This is a genomic window from Variovorax sp. OK605, assembly GCF_900115445.1.
Lineage (GTDB): Bacteria > Pseudomonadota > Gammaproteobacteria > Burkholderiales > Burkholderiaceae_C > Variovorax.
The window spans coordinates 85,813-107,961 of record NZ_FOWL01000003.1 but is presented as its reverse complement, the minus strand read 5'-3'; the positions used below and the strand labels follow the sequence as shown (position 1 = coordinate 107,961).

At 68.1% G+C, this 22,149-nt stretch carries 20 protein-coding genes; 12 read left to right on the top strand and 8 right to left on the bottom strand.

Features of this window, described 5'->3' with window-relative positions:
- Position 1: 1 nt before the first annotated feature.
- Positions 2-292, bottom strand: coding sequence for a co-chaperone GroES (gene groES / locus BM013_RS08755; RefSeq protein ID WP_093125512.1), 291 nt, complete (start codon positions 290-292; stop codon positions 2-4).
- Positions 293-606: 314 nt separating this feature from the next.
- On the opposite strand from groES, the gene BM013_RS08750 reads away from it, so the two are divergent.
- Both BM013_RS08750 and BM013_RS08745 read left to right on the top strand, forming a co-directional pair.
- Complete coding sequence (locus tag BM013_RS08750) at positions 607-1,257, top strand: Rossmann-fold NAD(P)-binding domain-containing protein (protein WP_143098248.1); 651 nt, start codon at positions 607-609, stop codon at positions 1,255-1,257.
- Positions 1,148-2,407 carry a Zn-dependent hydrolase gene (locus BM013_RS08745; protein WP_093125508.1) on the top strand — a complete coding sequence of 420 codons (1,260 nt, stop codon included), beginning with the start codon at positions 1,148-1,150 and terminating at the stop codon, positions 2,405-2,407. The genes BM013_RS08750 and BM013_RS08745 overlap by 110 nt, the downstream gene beginning before the upstream one ends.
- Here BM013_RS08745 and BM013_RS08740 read toward each other — a convergent pair.
- Entirely contained in the window at positions 2,385-3,377 is a 993-nt protein-coding gene (locus BM013_RS08740) for a LysR family transcriptional regulator (protein WP_177225444.1), read from the bottom strand. The two genes, BM013_RS08745 and BM013_RS08740, sit on opposite strands and share 23 nt — an antisense overlap.
- A 169-nt stretch (positions 3,378-3,546) precedes the next feature.
- On the opposite strand from BM013_RS08740, the gene pyrB reads away from it, so the two are divergent.
- Positions 3,547-4,500 carry an aspartate carbamoyltransferase gene (gene pyrB / locus BM013_RS08735; RefSeq protein ID WP_177225443.1) on the top strand — a complete coding sequence of 318 codons (954 nt, stop codon included), beginning with the start codon at positions 3,547-3,549 and terminating at the stop codon, positions 4,498-4,500.
- Positions 4,494-5,270: a sulfite exporter TauE/SafE family protein gene (locus BM013_RS08730; protein WP_093125500.1), complete on the top strand. Its 777-nt coding sequence runs from the start codon at positions 4,494-4,496 to the stop codon at positions 5,268-5,270. The genes pyrB and BM013_RS08730 overlap by 7 nt, the downstream gene beginning before the upstream one ends.
- A 19-nt stretch (positions 5,271-5,289) precedes the next feature.
- Here BM013_RS08730 and BM013_RS08725 read toward each other — a convergent pair whose 3' ends face one another.
- Positions 5,290-6,891 carry a phospholipase D family protein gene (locus BM013_RS08725; protein ID WP_093125497.1) on the bottom strand — a complete coding sequence of 534 codons (1,602 nt, stop codon included), beginning with the start codon at positions 6,889-6,891 and terminating at the stop codon, positions 5,290-5,292.
- Between the two features lie 173 nt (positions 6,892-7,064).
- Here BM013_RS08725 and BM013_RS08720 point away from each other — a divergent pair, with 173 nt between their 5' ends.
- From BM013_RS08720 to BM013_RS08705, 4 genes are all read left to right on the top strand, one after another.
- A complete protein-coding gene (locus BM013_RS08720; protein ID WP_093125495.1) occupies positions 7,065-9,185 on the top strand; it encodes a TonB-dependent siderophore receptor in 2,121 nt (706 codons plus the stop codon).
- A 33-nt stretch (positions 9,186-9,218) separates the two neighbouring features.
- Positions 9,219-10,415, top strand: a complete 1,197-nt coding sequence (locus tag BM013_RS08715) for a PepSY-associated TM helix domain-containing protein (RefSeq protein WP_093125492.1) — start codon at positions 9,219-9,221, stop codon at positions 10,413-10,415.
- A complete protein-coding gene (locus tag BM013_RS08710; RefSeq protein WP_093125489.1) occupies positions 10,412-10,600 on the top strand; it encodes a hypothetical protein in 189 nt (62 codons plus the stop codon). The genes BM013_RS08715 and BM013_RS08710 overlap by 4 nt, the downstream gene beginning before the upstream one ends.
- Before the next feature lie 62 nt (positions 10,601-10,662).
- Complete coding sequence (locus BM013_RS08705) at positions 10,663-12,837, top strand: TonB-dependent receptor (RefSeq protein WP_093125487.1); 2,175 nt, start codon at positions 10,663-10,665, stop codon at positions 12,835-12,837.
- Positions 12,838-12,912: 75 nt separating this feature from the next.
- On the opposite strand, the gene BM013_RS08700 is transcribed toward BM013_RS08705, so the two are convergent.
- Genes BM013_RS08700 through BM013_RS08690 form a run of 3 tightly spaced genes read right to left on the bottom strand, consistent with a single transcriptional unit; the run spans position 12,913 to position 15,691 of the window.
- Positions 12,913-13,788 carry an ABC transporter permease gene (locus BM013_RS08700; RefSeq protein ID WP_093125483.1) on the bottom strand — a complete coding sequence of 292 codons (876 nt, stop codon included), beginning with the start codon at positions 13,786-13,788 and terminating at the stop codon, positions 12,913-12,915.
- A 50-nt stretch (positions 13,789-13,838) separates the two neighbouring features.
- Positions 13,839-14,651 (bottom strand): ABC transporter ATP-binding protein, encoded by an 813-nt coding sequence (locus BM013_RS08695; RefSeq protein WP_093125480.1) that lies wholly within the window; start codon positions 14,649-14,651, stop codon positions 13,839-13,841.
- 2 nt (positions 14,652-14,653) lie between these two features.
- Positions 14,654-15,691, bottom strand: coding sequence for an ABC transporter substrate-binding protein (locus BM013_RS08690; RefSeq protein WP_093125478.1), 1,038 nt, complete (start codon positions 15,689-15,691; stop codon positions 14,654-14,656).
- 161 nt (positions 15,692-15,852) lie between these two features.
- Here BM013_RS08690 and BM013_RS08685 point away from each other — a divergent pair, with 161 nt between their 5' ends.
- Entirely contained in the window at positions 15,853-16,527 is a 675-nt protein-coding gene (locus BM013_RS08685) for a response regulator transcription factor (protein ID WP_093125475.1), read from the top strand.
- Between the two features lie 10 nt (positions 16,528-16,537).
- The gene (locus tag BM013_RS08680) at positions 16,538-17,968 is read left to right on the top strand and encodes a sensor histidine kinase (protein ID WP_093125472.1); all 1,431 of its coding nucleotides are present in this window, start codon (positions 16,538-16,540) and stop codon (positions 17,966-17,968) included.
- A 3-nt stretch (positions 17,969-17,971) separates the two neighbouring features.
- Here BM013_RS08680 and metK read toward each other — a convergent pair whose 3' ends face one another.
- Positions 17,972-19,153: a methionine adenosyltransferase gene (gene metK / locus BM013_RS08675; protein WP_093125470.1), complete on the bottom strand. Its 1,182-nt coding sequence runs from the start codon at positions 19,151-19,153 to the stop codon at positions 17,972-17,974.
- A 220-nt stretch (positions 19,154-19,373) separates the two neighbouring features.
- On the opposite strand from metK, the gene BM013_RS08670 reads away from it, so the two are divergent.
- Together BM013_RS08670 and BM013_RS08665 are read left to right on the top strand one after the other, a co-directional pair.
- A complete protein-coding gene (locus BM013_RS08670; protein ID WP_093125468.1) occupies positions 19,374-20,264 on the top strand; it encodes a lysophospholipid acyltransferase family protein in 891 nt (296 codons plus the stop codon).
- A complete protein-coding gene (locus BM013_RS08665) occupies positions 20,261-21,145 on the top strand; it encodes an LpxL/LpxP family acyltransferase (protein ID WP_093125466.1) in 885 nt (294 codons plus the stop codon). Before BM013_RS08670 ends, BM013_RS08665 begins: the two co-directional genes overlap by 4 nt.
- Positions 21,146-21,184: 39 nt before the next feature.
- Here the strand turns inward: BM013_RS08665 and BM013_RS08660 are convergent, their stop codons facing one another.
- Entirely contained in the window at positions 21,185-22,099 is a 915-nt protein-coding gene (locus BM013_RS08660) for an alpha/beta fold hydrolase (protein WP_093125464.1), read from the bottom strand.
- Positions 22,100-22,149 lie beyond the last annotated feature (50 nt).

Genomic DNA, 22,149 nt, shown 5'->3' with positions numbered 1-22,149 from the left:
CTTACTTCTCGACGACTGCGAACAGGTCGTCTTCCTTCATCACCAGCAGTTCGTCGCCATCGACCTTGACGGTCTGGCCGCTGTACTTGCCGAACAGGACGCGGTCGCCGACCTTGACGGTCAGTGCGGTCAGTTCGCCCTTGTCGGTGCGCTTGCCCGGGCCAACGGCCAGGACTTCGCCTTGATCGGGCTTTTCAGCGGCTGCGTCGGGGATGACGATGCCGGAGGCGGTCTTGGTTTCGCTGTCAACACGCTTGACGATCACGCGATCGGCCAAAGGACGAAGTTTCATTGCATCTCCTGGATATGGATAAGAAACGGGTTTGTGGTCGGGCACCGGACCGGGGTCGGACACCCATTCGACTGGCAGTGAGAGCTGTTAGCACTCATCAGCAGCGAGTGCTAATGATAAGGGCAATCGATGACGTTTCAAGGGCGAGGCCTTGCGGCCGGGACGCGGCGCGACTCTTGCATTTGTAAGAAAGCCCTCGCCGCGCGACATGCACCCGAAACCCCGGCCCGCAAAAGTAGGCCTCTTGCCTGGCCGCTTCCGGCTGGCCCACCGGGAGCCCGCATGCCGCCCCGCCCCCTCGTCCAGGACACGCCATGACCAGCGCCCGTTCACCTTCCCGCCCCCGTGCCGTGATCGCCGGCGGCTCGCTCAGCGGCCTGTTTGCCGCGACCACGCTGCTGGCCGCCGGCTGGGATGTCGCCCTGTTCGAGCGCTCGTCCGGCGCCCTCGACAGCCGCGGTGGCGGCATCGTGCTGCAGCCCGACGTGCTCGCGGCCTTTCGTTTCGCCGGCATCCCGCACGGTGACGCGCTGGGCGTGCGCTCGGGCGACCGCATCTACCTGGGCGCCGACGACCAGGTGCTCCACCGCACGTACATGCCGCAGACCCAGACCTCGTGGAACATGCTCTACGCCGCGATGCGCAACGCGCTGCCCGCCGGCGTCGTCCATGCGGGCGAGCGCCTGGTCGGCTTCGAGTCGGCCGGCCACCAGGTGACGGCGCTGTTCGAAGCCGATCACATGCTGCTGCAGTACCGCGTGCCCGGCGAGGACAGCGCATCCCCCAAGAACCTTTTATGGCTCGCATCACGTGCCCCCGCTTCACCGGCGGCGCGGCACGCACCAAGATACGGGCATGCGCACACCCCTTTCCATCCGGGCGGACCGCCTCTGGCGACGCCTCGAAACCCTGTCTTCCTTCACCCGCCCCGACGTTCCCTGGACGCGCCGGGCCTTCTCCGATGAATTCGACCGCGCCAGGCACTGGCTGCGCGGCGAGTTCGAGCAGGCCGGCCTCGCCGTCCGCATCGACGCCGCCGGCAACCTGATTGGCCGCCGCGAAGGCACGCAGCCCGGCCTGGCGCCGCTGGTCACGGGCTCGCACTGCGACACGGTGGTGGGCGGCGGGCGCTTCGACGGCATCCTGGGCGTGCTCGCGGGGCTCGAGGTGGCGCAGTCGCTGCACGAAAGCGGCGTTGCGCTGCGCCACCCGCTCGAGGTGATCGACTTTCTCTGCGAGGAGCCCAGCGACTACGGCATTTCCTGCGTGGGCAGCCGCGCCTTCGCCGGCACGCTCGACGAGGCCATGCTGGCGTCGTGCAATGAACACGGCGAGAGCCTCGCGCAGGGCATGCAGCGCATCGGCGCGCGTCCCGACGCGCTGGCCGAGGCCGCCCGCGTGACCGGCGGCCGCGGTGGCGTGGCTGCATTCGTCGAATTGCACATCGAGCAAGGGCCGGTGCTGGAACGCGAAGGGCTGCCGATCGGCGTGGTCACCGACATCGTGGGCATCCGCCGCGTGGCGCTCACCGTGACCGGCCAGCCCGACCACGCCGGCACCACGCCGATGGACATCCGCCGCGACGCGCTGGTGGGCGCGGCCCGCCTGATCGACGCCGCGCACCGCGAGGCCAACGCCATGGACGGCCGGCCGCACTACGTAGTGGCGACCATCGGGCGCATTGCGATGAGCCCCAACGTGCCCAACGCCGTGCCCGGCCGGGTCGACATGGTGCTCGAGGTGCGCAGCAATGCGCAGTCGGTGCTCGACGATTTTCCGGAGCGCCTGCTGGCGCTGTGTCGCGACGACTTCCAGCGGCTGCGCGTCGCCTGCGGCATGGCGCCGCTCACGCAGACGCCGCCCGTGAAGTGTTCCGACGAGGTCATGCGGGCCGTGGCCCAGGCCGCCGACGGCCTCGCGCTGCGGCACCGGGCGCTGCCCAGCGGCGCGGGCCATGACGCCATGCATATGGCGGCCGCGGGGCCGATGGGGATGATCTTCATCCCCTGCCTCGACGGGCGCAGCCACTGTCCGGAAGAATGGGCCAGCCAGGCACAGGTGGCCACCGGCACGCAGGTGCTGGCGGAAACGCTCAGGGTGCTGGACGCGCGGTAGCCGCGCAGCACGCGGCGTTCGAGGCTTCCGCAGCCTCTGCAGCCCCCGCCGCCTCCGCTGCGTGGCCGGCCGCCACCACCGCATCGATCACCTGCCGCAGCCCCTTGGTCACCGGTTTGTCGTTGCGGGTGATCAGCGCCAGCGTGCGGTGCAGCGGCGGGTGCAGCGGGCGCAGGTCGAGCTCGGCATGGTGCCCCCGGCCCGTGACCGCCATCTTCGGCAGGATCGCCACGCCCAGCCCGGCCGCCACCATCGCCTTGATGGCTTCGACGCTGTCGAACTCCATGACCGGCGGTGACGTGCGGCCGCCGCGCCGCAGCCAGTCGTCGACGATGCCCCGCGCGCTGGCTTCGGAGACGAACTTCACGAGCGGCAGCGCGTCCAGCTCGCGCGCGGTGACCGTGTCCGGCCACCGGGTGCTGCCGCGCTGGCAGATGGCGACGAAGTCGTCCCGCAGGATCGGCGTGACCGCCAGCGCGCGCGACGACACCGGCAGCGTGACCAGCGCGGCGTCGACCGAGTTGTCTTCCACGCGCCGCACGTAGCTCTCGGTGTTGCCGGTGCTCACGATGATGTTGAGCAGCGGATAGCGCGCGCGCAGGTCGCGCAGCACCGGCGGCAACAGGTACAGGCAGCTGGTGCCGCCCGTGCCCAGCCGCACGCGGCCCGCCACGCCCGCCGAATGGAAGGTGGCGGCGTTGATCGCGTTGGACAGCGCCGCCGTCACGTGCGGCAGCTCGGCCAGCAGGTCCGCGCCGGCCGGCGTGGGGCCGATGCGGCGCCCGACCCGCTCGATCAGCCGGACGCCGAGGCGTCTTTCGAGCTGCTTGACCTGCACGCTGACCGCGGGCTGGGTCAATCCGAGGCGCTCGGCCGCGGCGGAAAAGCTGCCTGCTTCAAGAACAAGTGCAAAAGTGCGCAATTGCTCGAAATTAATGGACGAAGCCAAATTGTTTTTTATGGAGTGCATAACGATGCCCAGCTTCTTTTATGCATGTGGGAATACAAGAATGGTGCAGGGGAGGGGGAAAGAGCGAAACGCAATCGAATGAATTGCGAAACAAATGTCAATTCAAGTTGGCAATTGAACGGCGAAACCCCTTGAGTGTTTTCAAATGAAATCAAAGAGGGAGCATCGCATGCCGGACCTTATTTCCATCGAGGATCTTTCTCGGGGCGACATCGAACATATTTTTTCGAGCATCGACCACATACGGCGCTCGCCCGACGACTTTCGCCGGGCGCTGGCCGGCAAGGTGGTGTGCATGCTCTTCTTCGAGCCCAGCACGCGCACCCGCTGGAGCTTCGAGGCGGCGGCCCACCGCCTGGGCGCGCAGGTGCTGAGCGTTCCGGACGCGCGCAACACCCGGCTGGAACTGGGCGAGAGCCTGCTCGACACCACGCGCATGGCCGGCTTCTATTGCGACGCCGTGGTGGCTCGCCACGCGGACGACCGTGTCATGCAGCGGATCAAGGACACGATCCGCGTGCCGCTGATCAACGCGGGCGAGGGCCGCACGCAGCACCCCACGCAGACCTTGATCGACCTTTACACGCTGCGCGAGCATTTCGGCGGCATCGACAACCTGCACATCGGCATTGCGGGCGGCATCCGGTATTCGCGTGCCGCCAAATCGCTGATTGCGGGCTTGCGCAAGTTCAGCAATGTCCGGCTGCATGTGGTCGATGCGCCGCACGACGCCGACGAGGGCAGCGCATTTCCGCCGGCGCTGGGCGAATTGAACGGCTTGGCGCCGCTCGAATATCCGTCGATGAAGGAAATGATCGGCCATGTCGACATGGTGTACGTGGTGCGCGTGCAGCAGGAGAAATTCACCGATCCGGCCGCCTATGCGCGCCAATTGCAGAAGTGCCGGTTGCATCGCGGGCTGCTTTCGCGCGCCTCGGCAGGGCTCATCGTCATGCACTGCCTGCCGCGCACCGACGAGCTCGATGCCGACGTCGACGAGACGCCGCAGAACAAGTACTTCCAGCAGGCGCGCCACGGCGTGGCCGTGCGAAGCGCGACGCTGCTCCGCGCGCTGGGCCACCGCACGGCCAACCGGCTGATCGGCGCGAGCAGGCCATGCTGAGCATGCTGGTCCTGCCCGGGCTGGGCCTGTTCATCGGCACGGTGGCGGTGACGATCGGGGGCGGGGCCACGGCGGGCGTGCCGCTGCTGCTGCTCTTGGGGCATTCGGGCGCGCAGAGCATCGCCACCGTCAAGTTCGCGCTGCTCGGTTCCTTCGTGACCGGGGCGCTGGCGCACCGCGCAGTCGGTACCGGTACCCGTACCGGTGCCGCCAAGCCCGTCAGGCTGCCCTGGGTGACGTGGCCGCTCGCGGTGGTGGGCTCGGTCTCGGGTTCGCTGCTGGTGGTCGGCGTGGCCGACCGGGTGCTCAAGGTCGTGGTCGCGCTGTCGATGATCGTGATTCTCTGGATCACGCACCGCACCGACTTCTCGCAGCGCCCGCGAAATGCGAATGCCCGCTTGCCGCCGACGCCGGTGGGCGTGGCGGTGATCTTCGGGCTGTGCGTGTACTCGGGCTTCTTCGGTGCCGGCTTCGGCACCTTCCTGATCCTTGCGTTGATGCGCTGCTACGGCCTCACGTTCCGCGAAAGCGCGGGCGCCATGACCCGCATCAACCTGCTGGCGGTCGGGGCGTCGGTGCTCACCTTCGTCTCCAGCGGCGCCGTCGACTTTCGCCTGGGCGTTCCGCTGTTCATCGGGTGCGCGGCGGGCGGCCTGCTCGGCGCGTGGGTGGCGCGCGTGGCGGACCCGAAGCGCATGAAGACCGCGTTCCTGGTCTTCACGCTGCTGCTCGGCATCAAGCTGCTGTGGGAGGCGTCGGTCTGCCCGTAGCGCGACACCGTGAACTGAGTCAAAGCTGGTCGGTCGGCACGAACCAGGAGAACAGCAGCAGCTGCAGGCGCGTCAGCATGCTCGAGTCGGGCTCGCTGTCGAGCACCTCGTTGGTGACGTCGCCGGTGCCGACCCATTCCACGTTCTGGCCGTCGGGCTTGAGGGTCACGCGGTACACGCCTTCGATGTCGTCGAGCTGGTAGGCGAAGAGCAGCGCCTGCGTCAGGTCGAAGCTGCGCACGCGCACGCCGAACTCGGTGTTCAGCAGGGCCGAGCGCGGGTCGAGGTTCATGGAGCCGAGCAGCACCCATTGCCGGTCGACCAGCGCCAGCTTGGCGTGCAGCCGGCCGCGCGCCTTCTTCAGCAGGTCGCGGAACTGGCCGCTGCGCCGCAGCTGCTGGGTGCTCACCTCGTACAGGTTCACGCCCAGCTTGAGCATGTCCACGCGGTAGCGGTTGTAGTTGATGTTGACCAGCGGCTCGTCGCTGTCGGCCAGCGAGTTGGTGATCACGGTGATGTTCACGCCGTGCTCGCGCCCCATGCGGATGCGCTCCATGCCCTCGTCGCCCGGAATGAAGTAGGGCGAGATCACCACCACGTTCGAGCGCGCGGTGGCCAGCATCTCGTGGAAGCGGTGCGCCAGCGATTCGGTGGGCGTGGCCATGACGCCGAGCGCCTTGTTGGGGCTGTCGGCCGTGGCGTTCGCCTCGGCGCGCATCCATTTCAGCTCGGCCACGTTGGCCAGCTGCGCGCCCAGCGGCAGGTCGCCCAGCATGTCGGTGATGGGCAGCGGGTCGGGCGCAGGCGCGTGGGCGGGGGAGGTCGCTTCTTCGAAGTCGGCCTTCAGCTCGGCGGGCGTGCGGCTCGTGCCGGCCACCCGCTTGAGCGGGTAGACCACGTCGCTGTTCCAGTAGGTGTCGAAGACGTTGGCGGCCTCGGGCACCACGGGGCCGGCCAGCAGCAGCTCGAAGTCGATGAAGTTCGCGTTCTCGGCGCGCAGGAAGTACTCGTCGGCCAGGTTGCGGCCGCCCGCGATCATCATCGCGCCGTCGGCCACGAACAGCTTGTTGTGCATGCGGTGGTTGAGCCGGCGGAAGTCGGTGAAGAACTCCAGCCAGCGCCCCGACGAGTGGTCGCGCATGTTCACGAAGGGGTTGAACAGCCGCACCTCGGCATTCGGCTCCGAGGCCAGGCCGAGCAGCAGGCGGTCCATGCCGGCCGTGTAGAAGTCGTCGAGCAGCAGCCGCACGCGCACGCCCCGGCGCGCGGCATTGCGCATTTCGCGCAGCAGCAGGCGGCCGGTCTTGTCGTTGCCGAGCTGGTAGGTCTGGATGTCGAGCGACGACCTGGCGCGCCGCATGAGCTCGAGCCGCGCGTCGAGCGCGAACGACGCCTCGATCAGCGGCCGCATGCTCGACAGCCCGTCGGGCGGCGAGTTCAGGCTCGTGGCCGCGCGGCCGAGTTCGGTGGACTGGGAGGCCGCGATGGCGAGCGTCGGCGCTTCGGGCGCGCGCGGCGGAAGTCCGGCGCAGGCGGTCAGCGCGAAGGCGGCCGCCAGGGTCATCAGGCGCAGCGCCGGGCCACGCAGCGCGGGAAACAAAAGGGCAATGAGCTTGAACATGGAGGCGGCCAGCGCACGGGGCGTGCGGGCGGCATCGTAGCTGCTTCGCCTTGGAAAAGAGACGTAATTTCACAACGCAACGCCCTTCACGCAGGTTGGAATTTGCGTGAATCGTTAACTTTCACCCAATACAATGAGAATAGTTCTTAATTGTGTTTGAGGTCGGTTTTCCTATGAAGAAGTTTGTGGCGCGGCGCAAGGCCGCTTCGGTGCTGGTCGGATGCCTGGCAATCTACGCGCAGCACCAGGTGCTGGCCCAGTCGGCGAACACCGGTTCGCTGCCTGAAGTGCGGGTGGACGCCAATGCCGAGGCCGAGACGGCCACCTCCGCCGTCATTGGCTACCGCGCGAAGAACGCGGTCACCGCCACCAAGACCGACACGCCCTTGGCCGAGACGCCGCAATCGGTGACGGTGGTCACGCGCGACCAGATGGTCGACCAAGGCGCCACCAGCCTGCAGGACGCGCTCAGCTACGCCGCCGGCGTGCGCTCCGACGCCTACGGTGTCGACTCCCGCTCCGACGGCTTCTCGGTGCGCGGCAGTGACGCGTCCGTGTACCTCGACGGACTGCAGACCTATTCCTCGGGCTACTACACCGCCACGGCACGCCCCGACCCCTACACGCTGGAGCGCCTGGAAGTGCTGCGCGGGCCGGCCGGCATGCTGTTCGGCGCGGGAACGGCGGGCGGCGTGGTCAACATGGTCAGCAAGCGCCCGCAGCAGCAGGCGTACCGCGAGGTGGGCGTGCAGATTGGCTCGTTCGGGCGCAAGCAGGTGCAGGCCGACCTCACCGGCCCGCTGACGGCCGACGGCGCGTGGTCTTACCGCCTGGTGGCGTTGCAGCGCAAGTCCGACACGCAGGTCGACTACGTGCCCGACGACCGCTCGCTCATCATGCCGTCGCTTTCCTGGCGCCCCAATGCCGCGACCTCGCTGACGCTGCAGGGCCTGTGGCAGAAGGACAAGACCGGCAGCACCGCGCAGTTCCTGCCCTGGCAGGGCACCATCCTGGCGAACGTCAACGGCCGGCTGCCGTCCAGCCGCTTCATCGGCGAACCGGGCGACGGCTACGACACCGAGCGCAAGACCTTCGGCTGGCAGTTCGAGCACCGCTTCAACGACGACTGGACCTTCCGCCAGAACTTCCGCACGTCGCGCACGTACAACGACTCGCACTACCACTACGCCGACTTCTTCTCGCTGCCCGGCGGCTGGGGCCTGGACCCGGTCGGCCAGCGCCTGATCGGCCGCATCAACTCCAAGTCGCTGGCCTGGACCCGCATGACCGGCGTGGACAACCATGTCGAGGGCCACTTCGAGACCGGCGCGGTGCGCCACACGCTGCTGGTGGGCGCCGAGTATTCGCGCCAGCGCCAGGACAAGATCGACGGCTCCGCCTACAGCGCCATCGACGCCTATGCGCCGGTCTACGGCATCGGCTACGTGCCGGTGACCGAGTTCACCAACCGGCCCCGCACCACCCAGCGCAACGCAGGTGTCTACGTGCAGGACCAGATGAAGCTGGACAACTGGATCTTCGTGGCCGGCCTGCGCTACGACCGCAGCACCTCCGGCACGGCGGGCAGCGACTCGGAGACGACCAGTGCCACCTCGCGCCGCCTGGGCGTGATGTACACGCTGCCGTCGGGCTGGTCGCCGTACCTGAGCTACACCGAATCCTTCACCCCGCAAGCAGGCACCAACGCCGAGGGCAACCTGTTCAAGCCGTTGCGCGGCGAGCAGGTCGAAGCCGGCGTCAAGTACCAGCCCGCGGGCTCGGCGACGAGCTTCACCGCCTCGGTGTTCTCGCTCAAGGAAAAGAACCGCATCGTCTCCGACAGTACCAACCCGAACTACGGCCGCCAGGTCGATGCGACGAAGAACAAGGGCGTCGAGCTCGAGCTCAAGACCACGCTGGCGCGCGATGTCGACCTGATCGCCAACTACACCAACATCGACGTCGATCGCAAGCTCACCGAGCAGCCGCGCAACCAGGTGTCGATGTGGGGCAAGTACCGCTTCTCCATCGCCGGCGTGCCGGGCTTCTCGGCCGGTGCCGGCGTGCGCTACATGAGCGGCTTCACGGACGTCGACGGCACCAGCGCGGGTCCGCGCGTGCCTTCCGTGACGCTGGTGGACCTGATGCTGGCGTACGAGTCGGCCAAGTGGCGCTACGCCCTGAACATCAACAACGCGACCGACAAGACCTACTTCAGCACCTGCCTGTCGCGCGGCGACTGCTGGTACGGCGCGCGCCGCAGCGTGGTGGCGAGCGCCACCTACCGTTTCTAAAATAAGGTCTACGACCGAAGCCACCACGACGACATGAACAGCCGAAAAATCAAGACCTGGGCCTGGGTGCACAAGTGGAGCAGCCTCGTGTGCACGGTGTTCATGCTGCTGCTGTGCCTGACGGGCCTGCCGCTCATCTTCCATCACGAGATCGGCCACCTGCTGGGCACCGAGGTCGAGGCGCCGAAGATGCCGGCCGGCACGCCGCGCATCAGCCTGGACCGCGTGCTCGACATCGCGAAGGCGCAGCACCCCGAGCGCGTGGTGCAGTTCGTCTCGCAGCCCGAGGACGACGACGGCCTGTGGTTCGTCACGCTCACGCCCACGCCGGCGCCCACGGACGACTTCAAGTCGATCGCGGTCGATGCGCGCACGGGCACCATCCTCGCGCAGCCCAAGTTCGACGAGGGCTTCATGTACGTGATGTTCAAGCTGCACGTCGACCTGTTCGCGGGCCTGCCGGGCAAGCTGTTCCTCGGCTTCATGGGCCTGCTGCTGCTGGTGGCCATCGTCTCCGGCGTGGTGCTGTATTCGCCGTTCATGCGCAAGCTCGACTTCGGCACGGTGCGCCGCGAGAAGCGTCCGCGCCTGAAGTGGCTCGACCTGCACAACCTGCTGGGCGTCGTCACGCTGGTGTGGCTGTTCGTGGTGGGTTCGACCGGCATGATCAACACCTGGGCCGACCTGCTCATCAAGTACTGGCAGTACGACCAGCTCAGCGCGCTGCTCACGCCCTACAAGAACGAGCCGGTGGTGGCCGTGAACGAGCGCGCCTCGGTGCAGCGCTCGATGGACGCCGCGCTGCAGCACGCGCCCGGCATGAAGCTGTCGTTCATCGCGTTCCCCGGCACCTCGTTCTCCAGCCCGCACCACACCACCTTCTTCGTGCGCGGCAGCGAGCCCTTCACCTCGAAGCTCTTCCAGCCGGTGCTGGTCGACGCCAAGACGGCGCAGGTGTCGGCCTCGCCCAAGCTGCCCTGGTACCTCACGGCGCTGCTGGTGTCGCAGCCGCTGCACTTCGGCGACTACGGCGGCATGCCGATGCAGATCATCTGGGCGCTGCTCGACGTCGCCACCATCATCGTGCTGGGCAGCGGCCTGTACCTGTGGCTCAAGCGGGGAAACACCGTGCCCGTGGCCAGCAAGGCCAAGCCCGCGGCGCATGAAGCGCCGCAGCTCCCGGGCGCCTCGCAACCCGAGCCGGCACCGGCCATGAAGGTGCAGGCATGAAGGAGCACCAAGGCTTCTGGCGCATGTGGGGCTGGCCGATCGCGCTGGGCCTGCTGACGACCTTCGGGCTGATCTCCGCGCTCTTCAGCGACGGCGGGCTGGGCGACATCCTGGCGTGGATCACGCTGGGCATCCCGGTCGCGGTCTGCGCCTGGTTCGGCTGGCGCAAGGCACCCGCCCGCTAGTTTTCCCTGAGCGTCGCGCCATCGCGACACGAACGGCATCGCGCCGACGCAGAATCGGCGCGATGAACCTCGCTCCCGCTGCTTCGGTCGCCCTCGTCGGTTCCGCCTGCCTGCTGGTGCTGGGCGCACCGCCTGTCGTGCAAGCCCAGGAGGTCCAACAGGCTGAACCAGCGTCTCCGGCCGAGCCTGCCGAAGGCAGCCCCCGCCTGCGGGAAATCACCGTCTCCACGCCGCGCGGCGACGTCACGCCCTTCAACGTGCCCGGCTCGGTCGACCGCGTCGACGGCAGCGAGATGCGCGACAGCCGCCTGCAGGTCAATCTCTCCGAAAGCCTTGGCGCCGTGCCGGGGCTGCAGGTGCAGAACCGCTTGAACTACGCGCAGGACCTGCAGCTGTCCGTGCGCGGCTTCGGCGCGCGCTCGACCTTCGGCGTGCGCGGCGTGCGGCTGTATGTCGACGGCATTCCGGCCACCTTGCCCGACGGGCAGGGCCAGACCTCGAACATCGACATCGGCTCGGTGGACCGTGTCGAGATCCTGCGCGGGCCTTTTTCCGCGCTGTACGGCAACTCCTCGGGCGGCGTGCTGCAGGCTTTCACCGCGTCGGGCGAAGGGCGGCCCCGGCTGTCGTATTCGCTCGCGGGCGGCAGCTTCGGCACCTGGCGGCAGTCGCTGCAGCTCAGCGGCGCGCAGGGCGCGGTCGACTACCTGCTGGACGCGAGCCGCTTCCACACCGACGGCTGGCGCGAGCACAGCGCCGCGCGGCGCGACATCGCCAACGGCAAGCTCGGCATTGCGCTGGACAACGGCGACAAGCTCACGCTGGTGATGAACAGCGTGCGCATCGACGCACAGGACCCGCTGGGCCTCACGGCCGACCAGTACACACTGGCGCCGCGCAACGCGCCGCTGGCCACGCAATACAACACGCGCAAGACGGTAGAGCAGACGCAGGCCGGCCTGCTCTACGAGCGGCGCATCGACGCCGGGCAGGGCTTGCGGCTGATGGTCTACGGTGGCGAGCGCAAGACCACGCAGTACCAGTCGATTCCGCCGTCGGCGCAGCAGAACCCTTTGCATGCGGGCGGGGTGATCGACCTGTCGCGGCAGTACGGCGGCATCGACATCCGCTGGAACGCCGCGCTGACCCTGGCCGGCCGGCCCTTCGACGTGGTGGCGGGCCTGGGCTACGACAGCCTGCGCGAGAAACGCCGCGGCTACGAGAATTACCTGGGCCCCGTCTCGGCGCCGGTGCTGGGCGTGCAGGGCCGGCTGCGGCGCAACGAACTCAACGAGGTCTGGAACCTCGACCCCTATGCCCAGGCCACCTGGCGCTTCACCGAGCGCTGGACGCTGGAAGCCGGCGTGCGCCGCAGCAGCGTGCACTTCAACTCGCAGGACCGCTACATCGTGGGCACGAACCGCGACGACAGCGGCAGCGCGCGCTACAGCAAGACACTGCCCGTGGCCTCGTTGCGCTACCAGGCCACGCCCGACCTGGCGCTGTACGGCTCCATCGGCCGCGGCTTCGAGACGCCGACGCTCAACGAGCTCTCGTACCGCGCGAACGGCGCCAGCGGCCTCAACTTCGCATTGCGCCCGTCGGTGAACGACAGCGTCGAGGTCGGCGCCAAGGCCCGGCTGGCGGGCGGCCTGCTGACGGCGGCGCTGTTCCAGACCCGCACGCGCGACGAGATCGTGACGGACACCAACGTCGGCGGGCGCGCGACCTTCCAGAACGCCGGGCGCACGAAGCGCAATGGCTTCGAGCTGGGCTGGCAGCACGAGAGCGCCAACCACTGGCGCACGCAGCTGGCCTACACGTGGCTCGACGCGACCTACCGCGATGCCTTCTGTTCACCGTCGCCGTGCAACAGCACGAACACGGTGGCGGCGGGCAACCGCATTCCGGGCATCGCGCGGCAGTCGCTGTTCGCCTCACTGGGGTGGGTGCCGCCCGAGGGCTGGCGTGCGGGTGTGGAGATGCGCGCGCTGGGGCGCATCCAGGCCAACGACGTGAACACCGCCGTGGCTTCGGGCTATGCGGTCGCGGCGGTGTATGCCGGCTATCTGAAGAAGTGGGAGCGCTGGGAGTTCAACGCCTTCGCGCGTGTCGACAACCTGTTCGATCGGCGCTATGTGGGCTCGGTGATCGTCAACGAAGGCAACGGCCGTTACTACGAACCTGCGCAGGGGCGCAACTGGACGGTGGGAATGAGCGGCGCGTATCGGTTCTGAGGCAGGATCCGGGCACGCCCGAATCAAAGAAAACGGCGGGCAATGCCCGCCGTTTCTCATCGTGTCGTGCCGCGCTCAGAACGCCGCAGGCCGCCACTTCAGCAGCCGCTTCTCGAGCGAACTCAGCAGGAAGTCCGCTGCCAGCGCAACCACAGCCAACACGATCATCGCCGCGAACACGCCGCTGGCATTGAAGGCGCCTTGCGCCGTCGAGATCAGCAGGCCGATGCCTTCCTTGGCGCCCAGGAACTCGCCCACCACCGCACCGACCAGCGCGAAGCCGAAGCTCACGTGCAGGCTCGCCAGGATCCACGACATGGCCGACGGAATGACCACCGCCATCGTCACCTGCCGCGGCGAGGCACCGAGGATCTGCGCGTTCGCGATCATGTACTTGTCGGCTTCGCGCACGCCCTGGAAGGCGTTGCCGAAGACCACGAAGAACACCATCACCACCGCCAGCGCCACCTTGGAGGCCATGCCCAGGCCCAGCGCGATCACGAAGATCGAGCCGAGCACCACGCGCGGGATCGAGTTGGCGATCTGGATGTAGAGGCTGAACACGTCCGACAGCAGCTTGTTGCGGCCCAGCACGATGCCGCACAGCACGCCGGCGATCGAGCCGATCAGAAAGCCGATGACCGTCTCTTCGAGCGTCACCGCGACCTGCATCCACAGCGAGCCTTGCGAAGTGCCGTCGCGCATCCACTCCACGAGCTGGTCGTAGATCATCGAGGGCATCGAGTAGAAGAAGGGGTCGATCCACTTCAGGCGCGCCGCGATTTCCCAGCCGCCGAGCGCGACCACCAGCACCACCAGCCGCAGCGCGATGATCATGCGGCGCCGGCCGCGGATGGCGGCCTGCGCGACTTCGGATTCGCGTGCCAGCGCGGCGTCGCTCAGCGAAGAGGGCAGCACGGCTGCCGTAGGGGTGGTGGAGGAGGGCGTCATGGTTTTCGTGGCTGTTGTCGCTGTTGTGGTCCCTGTCGTGGGTGCGGCGTTCATTGGATGACCACTTCCTCGCGCAGGTCGTCCCAGATGTGCTTCGAGAGCTCGATGAACTGCTTGTCGTAGCGCACCTGCGACATGACGCGCGGGCGCGGCAGGTCGATCTCGTACACGCGCTTGAGCGTGGCGGGGCGCGCCGACAGCACGAACACGCGGTCGGCCAAGGCGATGGCTTCCTCGAGGTCGTGCGTGACGAACACCACGCTGCCGCCGTTGCCCGACCACAGCTGCAGCAGCTCGTCCTGCATCAGCGTGCGGGTCTGCATGTCGAGCGCGGAGAAGGGCTCGTCCATCAGCAGGATCTCGGGGTTGTTGATGAAGGTCTGCGCCAGCGCCACGCGCTTGCGCATGCCGCCCGAGAGCTGGTGCGGGTAGTGCTTGCCGAACTTCGACAGGCCCACGCGATGGATCCAGTCCTGCGCGAGCGCCATCGCTTCCTTCTTCGGCTTGCCGCGAAAGATCGGGCCGGCCGCCACGTTGTCTTCCACGCTGCGCCACGGGAACACCGCATCGGCCTGGAACACGAAGCCGATGCGCGGGTCCACGCCGTTCACGGGATGGCCCATCACGCGCACGTCGCCCACCGTGGGCTTGAGCAGGCCGGTGATCATGTTCAGCGTGGTCGACTTGCCGCAGCCCGTGGGCCCGACGATGGCGACGAACTCGCCGCGCGCCACCGACATGCTGAAGTTGCGCAGCGCCACGGTGGCGTTGCCGTCCTGCGAGATGAAGCGCAGCGAGACGTCGTGGAAGTCGATCGCCGAGGTGGCGGCACTCTGGCTGCCGGGAGGTGTTCCGTTGCGCATGGTCACTTCGCCGCCACGGCCGCGTTGGCCAGGTACGCGTTGCTGTAGGTCTTGGACAGGTCGATGTTCTTGCTCTTCACCAGCGGCTTGTAGGTGGCGAGCACCTTCAGCACGGTCTCGGGGCCGCCGGCGGGCATCTTGGCGTCGGTGGTGAACATCGGCAGCGACGCCTTCAGCGCCTGCACGTAGAGTTCCTTGTCGCTGCCGTAGTAGTCGCGCGGCACCTTCTCGGCGATGTCTTCCGCGCTGTGCGTGTGGATGTATTCCATGGTGCGCGCGAAGGCGTGGGCCAGCTTGGTGGCTTCGGCCTTGTGCGACTCGGCCCAGGTGTTCTGCACGTACAGGCTGGCCGCGGGGTACAGGCCGCCGAGCGCCTTCACCGTGTCGGGCTCGGTGCGCAGGTCGACCAGCACCTTGGCGTCGCCGGTCTTGAGCAGCTGCGACACGGTGGGCTCGGTGGTCATGCCAGCCTGGATGCGGTCCTGCTTCATCGCGGCGATGAAGGTGTTGCCGGCGCCCACGGGCAGCAGCGAGTAGTCCTTGGAAGCCACGCCGGCGCGGTCGGCCAGGTAGCGCGTGAGGAAGTCGGTGGACGAGCCCAGGCCCGTCACGCCCAGCGTCTTGCCGCCCTTGGCGTCGGCCATGGTCTTGAAGCCGGCGGCCGCGGCCTTGGTCGAGACCATTTCCACCTCGCCCGGCACCTTGCAGAACACGGCGATGGCCTGGATCTCCTTGCCCTTGCTCTGCAGGTCGATGGTGTGGTCGTAGAAGCCCACCACGCCTTGCACGGCGCCGGCGATCAGCTGGTTCTCCGCATCGACGCCCGCGGGCTGCGACTGCAGCTCGACGTTCAGGCCCTCGTCCTTGAAGTAGCCCAGCGCCTCGGTGAGCTTGGCCGGCAGGTAGATGATCTTGTTGATGCCGCCCACCATGATGGTGATGGGCGCGTCGGCGGCCTGCGCGAGCGGGGCGGTGGCGGCGAAGGCGGTGCACAGGGCTGCGGCGACCAGGGTGCGGCGGGTGGCGAAAATGGCGGACATGGCGGGTTGTGTCTCCGAGAGGGGTTGTTCGACAGGTCCAGTCTAGGAATCGGCATCCTTCGGCCAGCTTTCAGCGGCCCGCGCGATTCGTCATGGTTATCCCTAGGCCGGCACGCGGTGCGTCATGCTTCCTAGAATCCACGGCCACCACCGCCCCCGCCATGAAGCTGCTGCTCATCGAAGACAACCCGCAACTCGCGCACTGGCTTTCCAGCCTGCTGCGCGAGCAGGACTTCGTGGTCGACCATGTGGCCGACGGCGAGGCGGCCGACCTGCTGCTGGCGCATGCGAGCTACGACGTGGTGCTGCTCGACCTCAACATTCCGGGCCTGCCGGGCAAGGCCGTGCTGCGCCGGTTGCGCGAGCGCGGCGACGAGGTGCCGGTGATCATCCTCACGGCCACGGCGTCGCTCGACCAGAAGGTGCTGTGCCTGGAGATCGGCGCCGACGACTACCTCGTGAAGCCCTTCGAGATCCGCGAGCTGGTGGCGCGCATCAAGGTGCTGGTGCGCCGCCAGATGCCGGGCAAGGCCAACGACATCGCGTGCGGCGACCTGCGCTACGACCTGCGCACGCGGCAGTTCACGCTGGCCGCCGAAGAGCTGGCGCTGCCCCCGCGCGAGCGCACGCTGCTGGAGACGCTGATGCTGAAGGCGGGCAGCACGGTGTCCAAGCAGGCGCTGATCGACGCGATCTTCGGGCTCGACGACGAGCCGAGCGCGGATGCGGTGGACATCTACATTCACCGGCTGCGCAAGAAGCTCGAGGCGAGCCAGGCGACGATCATCACGCTGCGCGGCGTGGGGTATCTGCTGCGCACGCGCCAGGAAGACTGAAGGCGCGCGGATGAAGCGCGCCAGCCTTCGCCTGCGCCTTGCGCTGTGGCTGCTGCTGCCGCTGTCGGTGTTCGTGGCGATTTGCGGCTACCTCAACTGGCGCAACGCCGCGGAGGTGGCCGACTACGTGCAGGACCACGACCTGCTTTCTTCCGCCAAGGTGCTGTCGGACCGCCTGATCTGGGAGGGCGACGATGTGCAGGCCAGCGTGCCGCCGTCGGCCTTGAGCCTGTTCGTGTCGCCCGAGCGCGACCGCGTGTTCCTCGGCGTGACCGGCGCCAACGGCGAGCTGCTGGCCGGCTCGCCCGACTTCCCGTTGCCCGCCGTGCGCAAGCCCGAGGGCGTGGACCGCGCGCAGTGGTACGACACGCACTTTGCCGGTGTGCCGCTGCGTGCCGTGGTCACCACGCGCGCGATGTACGAGGCCGGCGGCGCGCGCGACATCACCATCGCCGTGGGCAAGACCGAAGGCAGCCGCGACCACATGCTGCGCACGCTGTGGTGGCCGTCGATGGAATACCTGCTGATCGCGCTGGTGCTCGCCATTGCGCTCGCCGTGGCGGCGTTGACGCTGGAGCTGCGCCCGATCGTTCGGCTGAGCCAGCAGCTCGCGCAGCGCGATCCGCTGCACCTCGACCTCGTGGTGGACCCGGCCGCGCTGCACAGCGAGTTGCGGCCCGTGGCCGACACCATCAATCGCTTCGTGGGACAGCTGAAGGCGCACTCCGAAGCGCAGCGGCGCTTCATAGCCGACGCCGCGCACCAGCTGCGCACGCCGCTTGCAATGCAGGCCTCGCAGATCGAGTTCGCGCGCTACACGCGCCAGCACCGCGGCGAGTGGGATACGCGCCGCGCCGACATGGACGCGATGTGGGTGGCCATGCAGACCAGCAACCGGCGGCTGGTCGACGTGACCAACAAGCTGCTGCTGCTCGCGCAGGCCGAGCACGGCGACGCGCACACGCGGCTCGAACGGGTCGATCTTTCGGCCGTGGCGCTGCGCTGCGTCGAGCAGCTCGCCGCACTGGCGGACCGGCGCCGCATCGACCTGGGGTTGGAAGCAACGCCGTGCGCCGTCGTGCTGGCGCAGCCCGCGCTGCTCGACGCGCTCACCGGCAACCTGCTGGACAACGCGCTGCGCTACACGCAGGAAGGCGGTCGCGTGACCGTCGGCGTGCGGGAGCTGGAAGGCGGGGCGGTGGAACTGACGGTGGAAGACAACGGCCCGGGCATTGCGCCCGAGGTGCGCGAACGTGTGTTCGAGCGCTTCTACCGCGTGGCCCAGGACACCGAGGGGACGGGGCTGGGCCTGGCCATCGTGCGCGAGATCGCGCGGGCCTTCGATGCGAACGTGGACCTGGCGGCCAACCCGCGCGAGGCGAGCGGGCTGCTGGTCACGGTGCTTTTTCCGCCAGCCGGGCCGGCGGAAAAAGCGGCGTAGGCCTTACAGGCCGGCGGCTGCGCGCAGGGCGGGGGCCTGCGTCGTCGCTTCCCAGGTGAACTCGGGCTCTTCGCGGCCGAAGTGGCCGTAGGCGGCGGTCTTCTGGTAGATCGGGCGCAGCAGGTCGAGCATCTGGATGATGCCCTTCGGACGCAGGTCGAAGTGCTCGCGCACGAGTTCGGCAATCTTCTCGTCGGAGATCACGCCGGTGCCTTCGGTGTAGACCGTGATGTTCATCGGCTCGGCCACGCCGATCGCGTAGGCCACCTGGATCTGGCACTGGCGTGCGATGCCGGCGGCCACGATGTTCTTGGCCACGTAGCGCGCGGCGTAGGCGGCCGAGCGGTCGACCTTCGACGGGTCCTTGCCCGAGAACGCGCCACCGCCGTGCGGGCAGGCGCCGCCGTAGGTGTCCACGATGATCTTGCGGCCGGTGAGGCCGCAGTCGCCTTGCGGGCCGCCGATGACGAAACGGCCGGTCGGGTTGATCAGGAAGCGCGTGTCCTTCAGCCATTCCTTCGGGAGCACCGGCTTGATGATCTCTTCGATGATGGCTTCGTTGAACGAGGCCTTCATCTTGGTTTGCGTCTCGCTCTGGTCAGGATGGTGCTGCGTGGACAGCACCACGGTGTCGATGCTGTGGGGCTTGCCGTCCACGTAGCGCATCGTGACCTGGCTCTTGGCGTCGGGGCGCAGGAAAGGCAGGCGGCCGTCCTTGCGCAGCTGGGCCTGGCGCTCCACGAGGCGGTGCGCGTAGTAGATGGGCGCGGGCATCAGCTCGGGCGTTTCGTCGCAGGCGTAGCCGAACATCAGGCCCTGGTCGCCGGCGCCGGTGTTCAGGTGGTCGTCGGACGCGTGGTCCACGCCCTGGGCGATGTCGTTGGACTGCTTGTCGTAGCAGACCATCACGGCGCAACCCTTGTAGTCGATGCCGTAGTCGGTGTTGTCGTAGCCGATGCGCTTGATGGTGTCGCGCGCCACCTGGATGTAGTCGACGTGCGCGTTGGTGGTGATTTCACCCGCGAGCACCACCAGGCCGGTGTTGGTCAGCGTTTCGGCGGCCACGCGGCTGCGGGGGTCCTGCTCGAAGATCGCGTCCAGGATGGCATCCGAGATCTGGTCGGCAACCTTGTCGGGGTGGCCTTCGGAAACGGATTCGGAAGTGAAGAGAAAATCGTTCGCCATTTGTTCAAACTCCTTGAAAGTGATTTGGCGCGTTGCCAACTCTGCGGAGCCCTGGCGAACGCTTTAGCAGATGCCGACGAATCGACGGGGGGCACAATCGCCATGCGCTTGTGTTTGTCGCCCTGCAAGTTGTTCCGTAACTCGGCGACAATTTGGATTCTATTCGAGCCGCGCATACCATGCGCGCGCGTCCGTTTTTTGACCACCCCCTCCCGCTTCAATGATCACCCTGTTTCGCCTGCTCGCCCGCGTGCCGATGCCGTTGATGCATTGGTTCGGCGCCATGCTGGGCTGGCTGGTCTGGTGGAGCGCGCCGGGCTATCGCCGCCGCTTCAAAGCCAATGCCGAGAGCGCGGGTTTCGGGCCCGATCGATACCGCCCCGCCATCTCCGCCGCCGGCAAGATGGCCTCCGAACTGCCCTGGCTGTGGCTTCGGCCCCACGGTGAGACCGTGCTGAACCGCGTGGTCCGCTGGGAGGGCGTCGAGGCCTTCGAGGCCGCCATGCAGGCGAAGAAGGGCGTGATCCTGGTGGCGCCGCACCTCGGCAGCTGGGAAATGTGCGGCCAGGCCATCGGCGAGCGCTTCCTGGCGGCCTACGGGCCCATCACCGCGCTGTTTCGACCGGCGCGCAAGAAATGGATGGCCGACCTGATCGCCGCCGGCTCGCGCGACCGGCCCGGCCTGCAGACGCTCCCCACCAACAACACCGGCGTGCGCGGCCTGATCCGCACGCTGCGCGGCGGCGGCTACACCGGCATCCTGCCCGACCAGGTGCCGCCCCTCGGACAAGGCGTCTGGGCGCCGTTCCTGGGCCGCCCTGCCTACACCATGACCTTGCTTCCCCGCCTTGCCCAACAAACCGGTGCGGCCTGCTTCCTGAGCGTGTGCGAACGGCTGCCGCGCGGCGCGGGCTACGTGATCCGCTTCGAGCCGATCGTCGGCACCGCGCTGACCGACGCGTCGGCGCCCGTCGAGGACGCCGCCGCCGCCATGAACGACGCCATCGGCCGGCTGATTCACAGCCTGCCCGGCCAGTACGTGTGGGACTACGCCCGCTACAAGGAGCCGCGCGCCGAGCGCGTGGCCGCCGCCACCGGGGAGGTCGCATGAGCTTCGGTTCCCGACTCGGCATCGGCTTCATGCGCGCGATCGCGCCGCTGCCGCTGCCGCTCGTGCGTGGTTTCGGCGCATTTCTCGGCCGCATCCTGCACACCGTCGCCGTGCCGCGGCGGCGCGTGGTCGACACCAACCTGGCCGTCTGCTTCCCCGAGAAATCGGAGGCCGAGCGCCGCGCCATCGCGCGCGAGACCTTCGTCTTCGTCGCCCAGTCGTGGCTCGACCGCGGCTGGCTCTGGCATGCGTCCGAGAAGGTGGTGGCGAGCCGGCTGAAGGTGGTGGGCGCGGCTTCCGAGATCCACGAGATCGCCGACGGCGACGCGCCGATGATCCTGTTCGCGCCGCACTTCTACGGCCTCGACGCCGCGGCCACCGCGCTGACCATGCACACGGCGCGCCCCTCGGCCACCATCTACACGACCCAGCGCGACCCGATGGTCGACGCCTGGATCCGCGAAGGCCGCACGCGCTTCGGCGACGTGGCCGCGCTCAACCGGGTCGACGGCATCAAGCCGGTGCTGCAGGGCCTGCGCAAGGGCGGCCTGTTGTACCTGCTGCCCGACATGGACTTCGGGCGCGACCAGACCATCTTCGTGCCGTTCTACGGCGTGCAGGCGGCCACCGTACCGTCGCTCTCGCGCTTCGCGCGGCTGGGCAAGGCCAAGGTGGTGCCGGTGGTGTCGAAGCTCACGCCGGGCGGCTACGAGATCCAGGTGCTGCCGACCTGGCAGAACTTTCCCACGGACGATGTCGAGGCCGACACCGCGCTCATGAACGAGCGCCTGAAGGGCTACATCGACACGATGCCGTCCCAGTACTACTGGGTGCACCGCCGTTTCAAGACCCGCCCGGAGGGCGAGCCTTCCATCTACTGATTGCGATTGATCGCCGGCAGGTTGCCGGCTGCAGGCGCGCTACAGGTCGCGCTGCAGGAAGCCCTCGATCTCGCGGGCGACCAGCTGCGGTTGCTCATGCACGATCCAGTGGGTCGCATCCGGCACCTTCTTGACCTCGAGCCGGGGCACGTAGTCCTCGAGCCCTTCGAGCAGGCCCGGCAGCAGTGCCGCGTCGTCGAGCGCCCAGAACACGAAGGTCGGCACGTCCACCGTGAGCCGCTCGCGCGGCAGCACCGGGATGCTGTCGATGGTCCCGCCCGGCAGCGGCGTCTTCATCGGCGTCACGCGGTACAGGTTGCACGCGCCCGTGAGGCCCGCGCCCCAGACCTCGCGGTACTGCTGCTTCACCTCTTCGGTGAGCCAGCCAAAGCCGTCGGGGCCGGCCTTCATCAGCAGGAAGAAGGGCCACATGCGCTTGAAGTCGTCGGCCGCGAGCAGCGCCTCGGCGTCGGGGCGCGCAAGGAAGTGCATGTACGCGCTGGCCTGCTGCTGCGCCGGGTTGTTGCGCAGCTCGCGGGTGAAGGTGCCCGGGTGCGGCGAATTGATGATGACCAGCTTGCCGACCTGCGCCGGGAACGCGTTGGCATAGCCCCAGCCGAAGGCGCCGCCCCAGTCGTGGGCCACCAGCGCGGCCATGCGGCCGTCGGCGCTCTCGGTGGCCACGAGCTGCTGGATGTCCTGGATCAGCAGCTGCGGCTTGTAGGCCGCCACGTCGCTCGGCGCGCTCGATTTCTCGAAGCCGCGCAGGTTGGGCGCCACGCAGCGGTAGCCGCCGTGGGCGGGGTCCGAGAAGTACGCCAGCAGTTCGTCCCAGATGAACGCGGCCTCGGGAAAGCCGTGCAGGAACACCATCAGCGGCTGGCCCGGCTTGCCGGCCGCGCGGCAACTCAGGGTGGTGCCGTTGGGCAGGCTGCGTTGGAAGGTCTCGATCATGCTCGTTGTCTCCTTGGGTTGACTGTCGCTATTCTTTTGATAGTGAACTA

Excerpts from the sequence above, each read along its gene's own strand:
- BM013_RS08690 (WP_093125478.1), bottom strand. The coding sequence starts at position 15,691 with ATGTCCGCCATTTTCGCCACCCGCCGCACCCTGGTCGCCGCAGCCCTG.
- BM013_RS08705 (WP_093125487.1), top strand. The coding sequence starts at position 10,663 with ATGAACCTCGCTCCCGCTGCTTCGGTCGCCCTCGTCGGTTCCGCCTGC.
- BM013_RS08750 (WP_143098248.1), top strand. The coding sequence starts at position 607 with ATGACCAGCGCCCGTTCACCTTCCCGCCCCCGTGCCGTGATCGCCGGC.
- BM013_RS08740 (WP_177225444.1), bottom strand. The coding sequence starts at position 3,377 with ATGCACTCCATAAAAAACAATTTGGCTTCGTCCATTAATTTCGAGCAA.
- BM013_RS08715 (WP_093125492.1), top strand. The coding sequence starts at position 9,219 with ATGAACAGCCGAAAAATCAAGACCTGGGCCTGGGTGCACAAGTGGAGC.
- BM013_RS08665 (WP_093125466.1), top strand. The coding sequence starts at position 20,261 with ATGAGCTTCGGTTCCCGACTCGGCATCGGCTTCATGCGCGCGATCGCG.
- BM013_RS08700 (WP_093125483.1), bottom strand. The coding sequence starts at position 13,788 with ATGACGCCCTCCTCCACCACCCCTACGGCAGCCGTGCTGCCCTCTTCG.
- BM013_RS08745 (WP_093125508.1), top strand. The coding sequence starts at position 1,148 with ATGCGCACACCCCTTTCCATCCGGGCGGACCGCCTCTGGCGACGCCTC.
- BM013_RS08685 (WP_093125475.1), top strand. The coding sequence starts at position 15,853 with ATGAAGCTGCTGCTCATCGAAGACAACCCGCAACTCGCGCACTGGCTT.
- BM013_RS08730 (WP_093125500.1), top strand. The coding sequence starts at position 4,494 with ATGCTGAGCATGCTGGTCCTGCCCGGGCTGGGCCTGTTCATCGGCACG.
- BM013_RS08710 (WP_093125489.1), top strand. The coding sequence starts at position 10,412 with ATGAAGGAGCACCAAGGCTTCTGGCGCATGTGGGGCTGGCCGATCGCG.
- groES (WP_093125512.1), bottom strand. The coding sequence starts at position 292 with ATGAAACTTCGTCCTTTGGCCGATCGCGTGATCGTCAAGCGTGTTGAC.
- BM013_RS08725 (WP_093125497.1), bottom strand. The coding sequence starts at position 6,891 with ATGTTCAAGCTCATTGCCCTTTTGTTTCCCGCGCTGCGTGGCCCGGCG.
- BM013_RS08670 (WP_093125468.1), top strand. The coding sequence starts at position 19,374 with ATGATCACCCTGTTTCGCCTGCTCGCCCGCGTGCCGATGCCGTTGATG.
- pyrB (WP_177225443.1), top strand. The coding sequence starts at position 3,547 with ATGCCGGACCTTATTTCCATCGAGGATCTTTCTCGGGGCGACATCGAA.
- BM013_RS08720 (WP_093125495.1), top strand. The coding sequence starts at position 7,065 with ATGAAGAAGTTTGTGGCGCGGCGCAAGGCCGCTTCGGTGCTGGTCGGA.
- BM013_RS08695 (WP_093125480.1), bottom strand. The coding sequence starts at position 14,651 with ATGCGCAACGGAACACCTCCCGGCAGCCAGAGTGCCGCCACCTCGGCG.
- BM013_RS08680 (WP_093125472.1), top strand. The coding sequence starts at position 16,538 with ATGAAGCGCGCCAGCCTTCGCCTGCGCCTTGCGCTGTGGCTGCTGCTG.
- BM013_RS08660 (WP_093125464.1), bottom strand. The coding sequence starts at position 22,099 with ATGATCGAGACCTTCCAACGCAGCCTGCCCAACGGCACCACCCTGAGT.
- metK (WP_093125470.1), bottom strand. The coding sequence starts at position 19,153 with ATGGCGAACGATTTTCTCTTCACTTCCGAATCCGTTTCCGAAGGCCAC.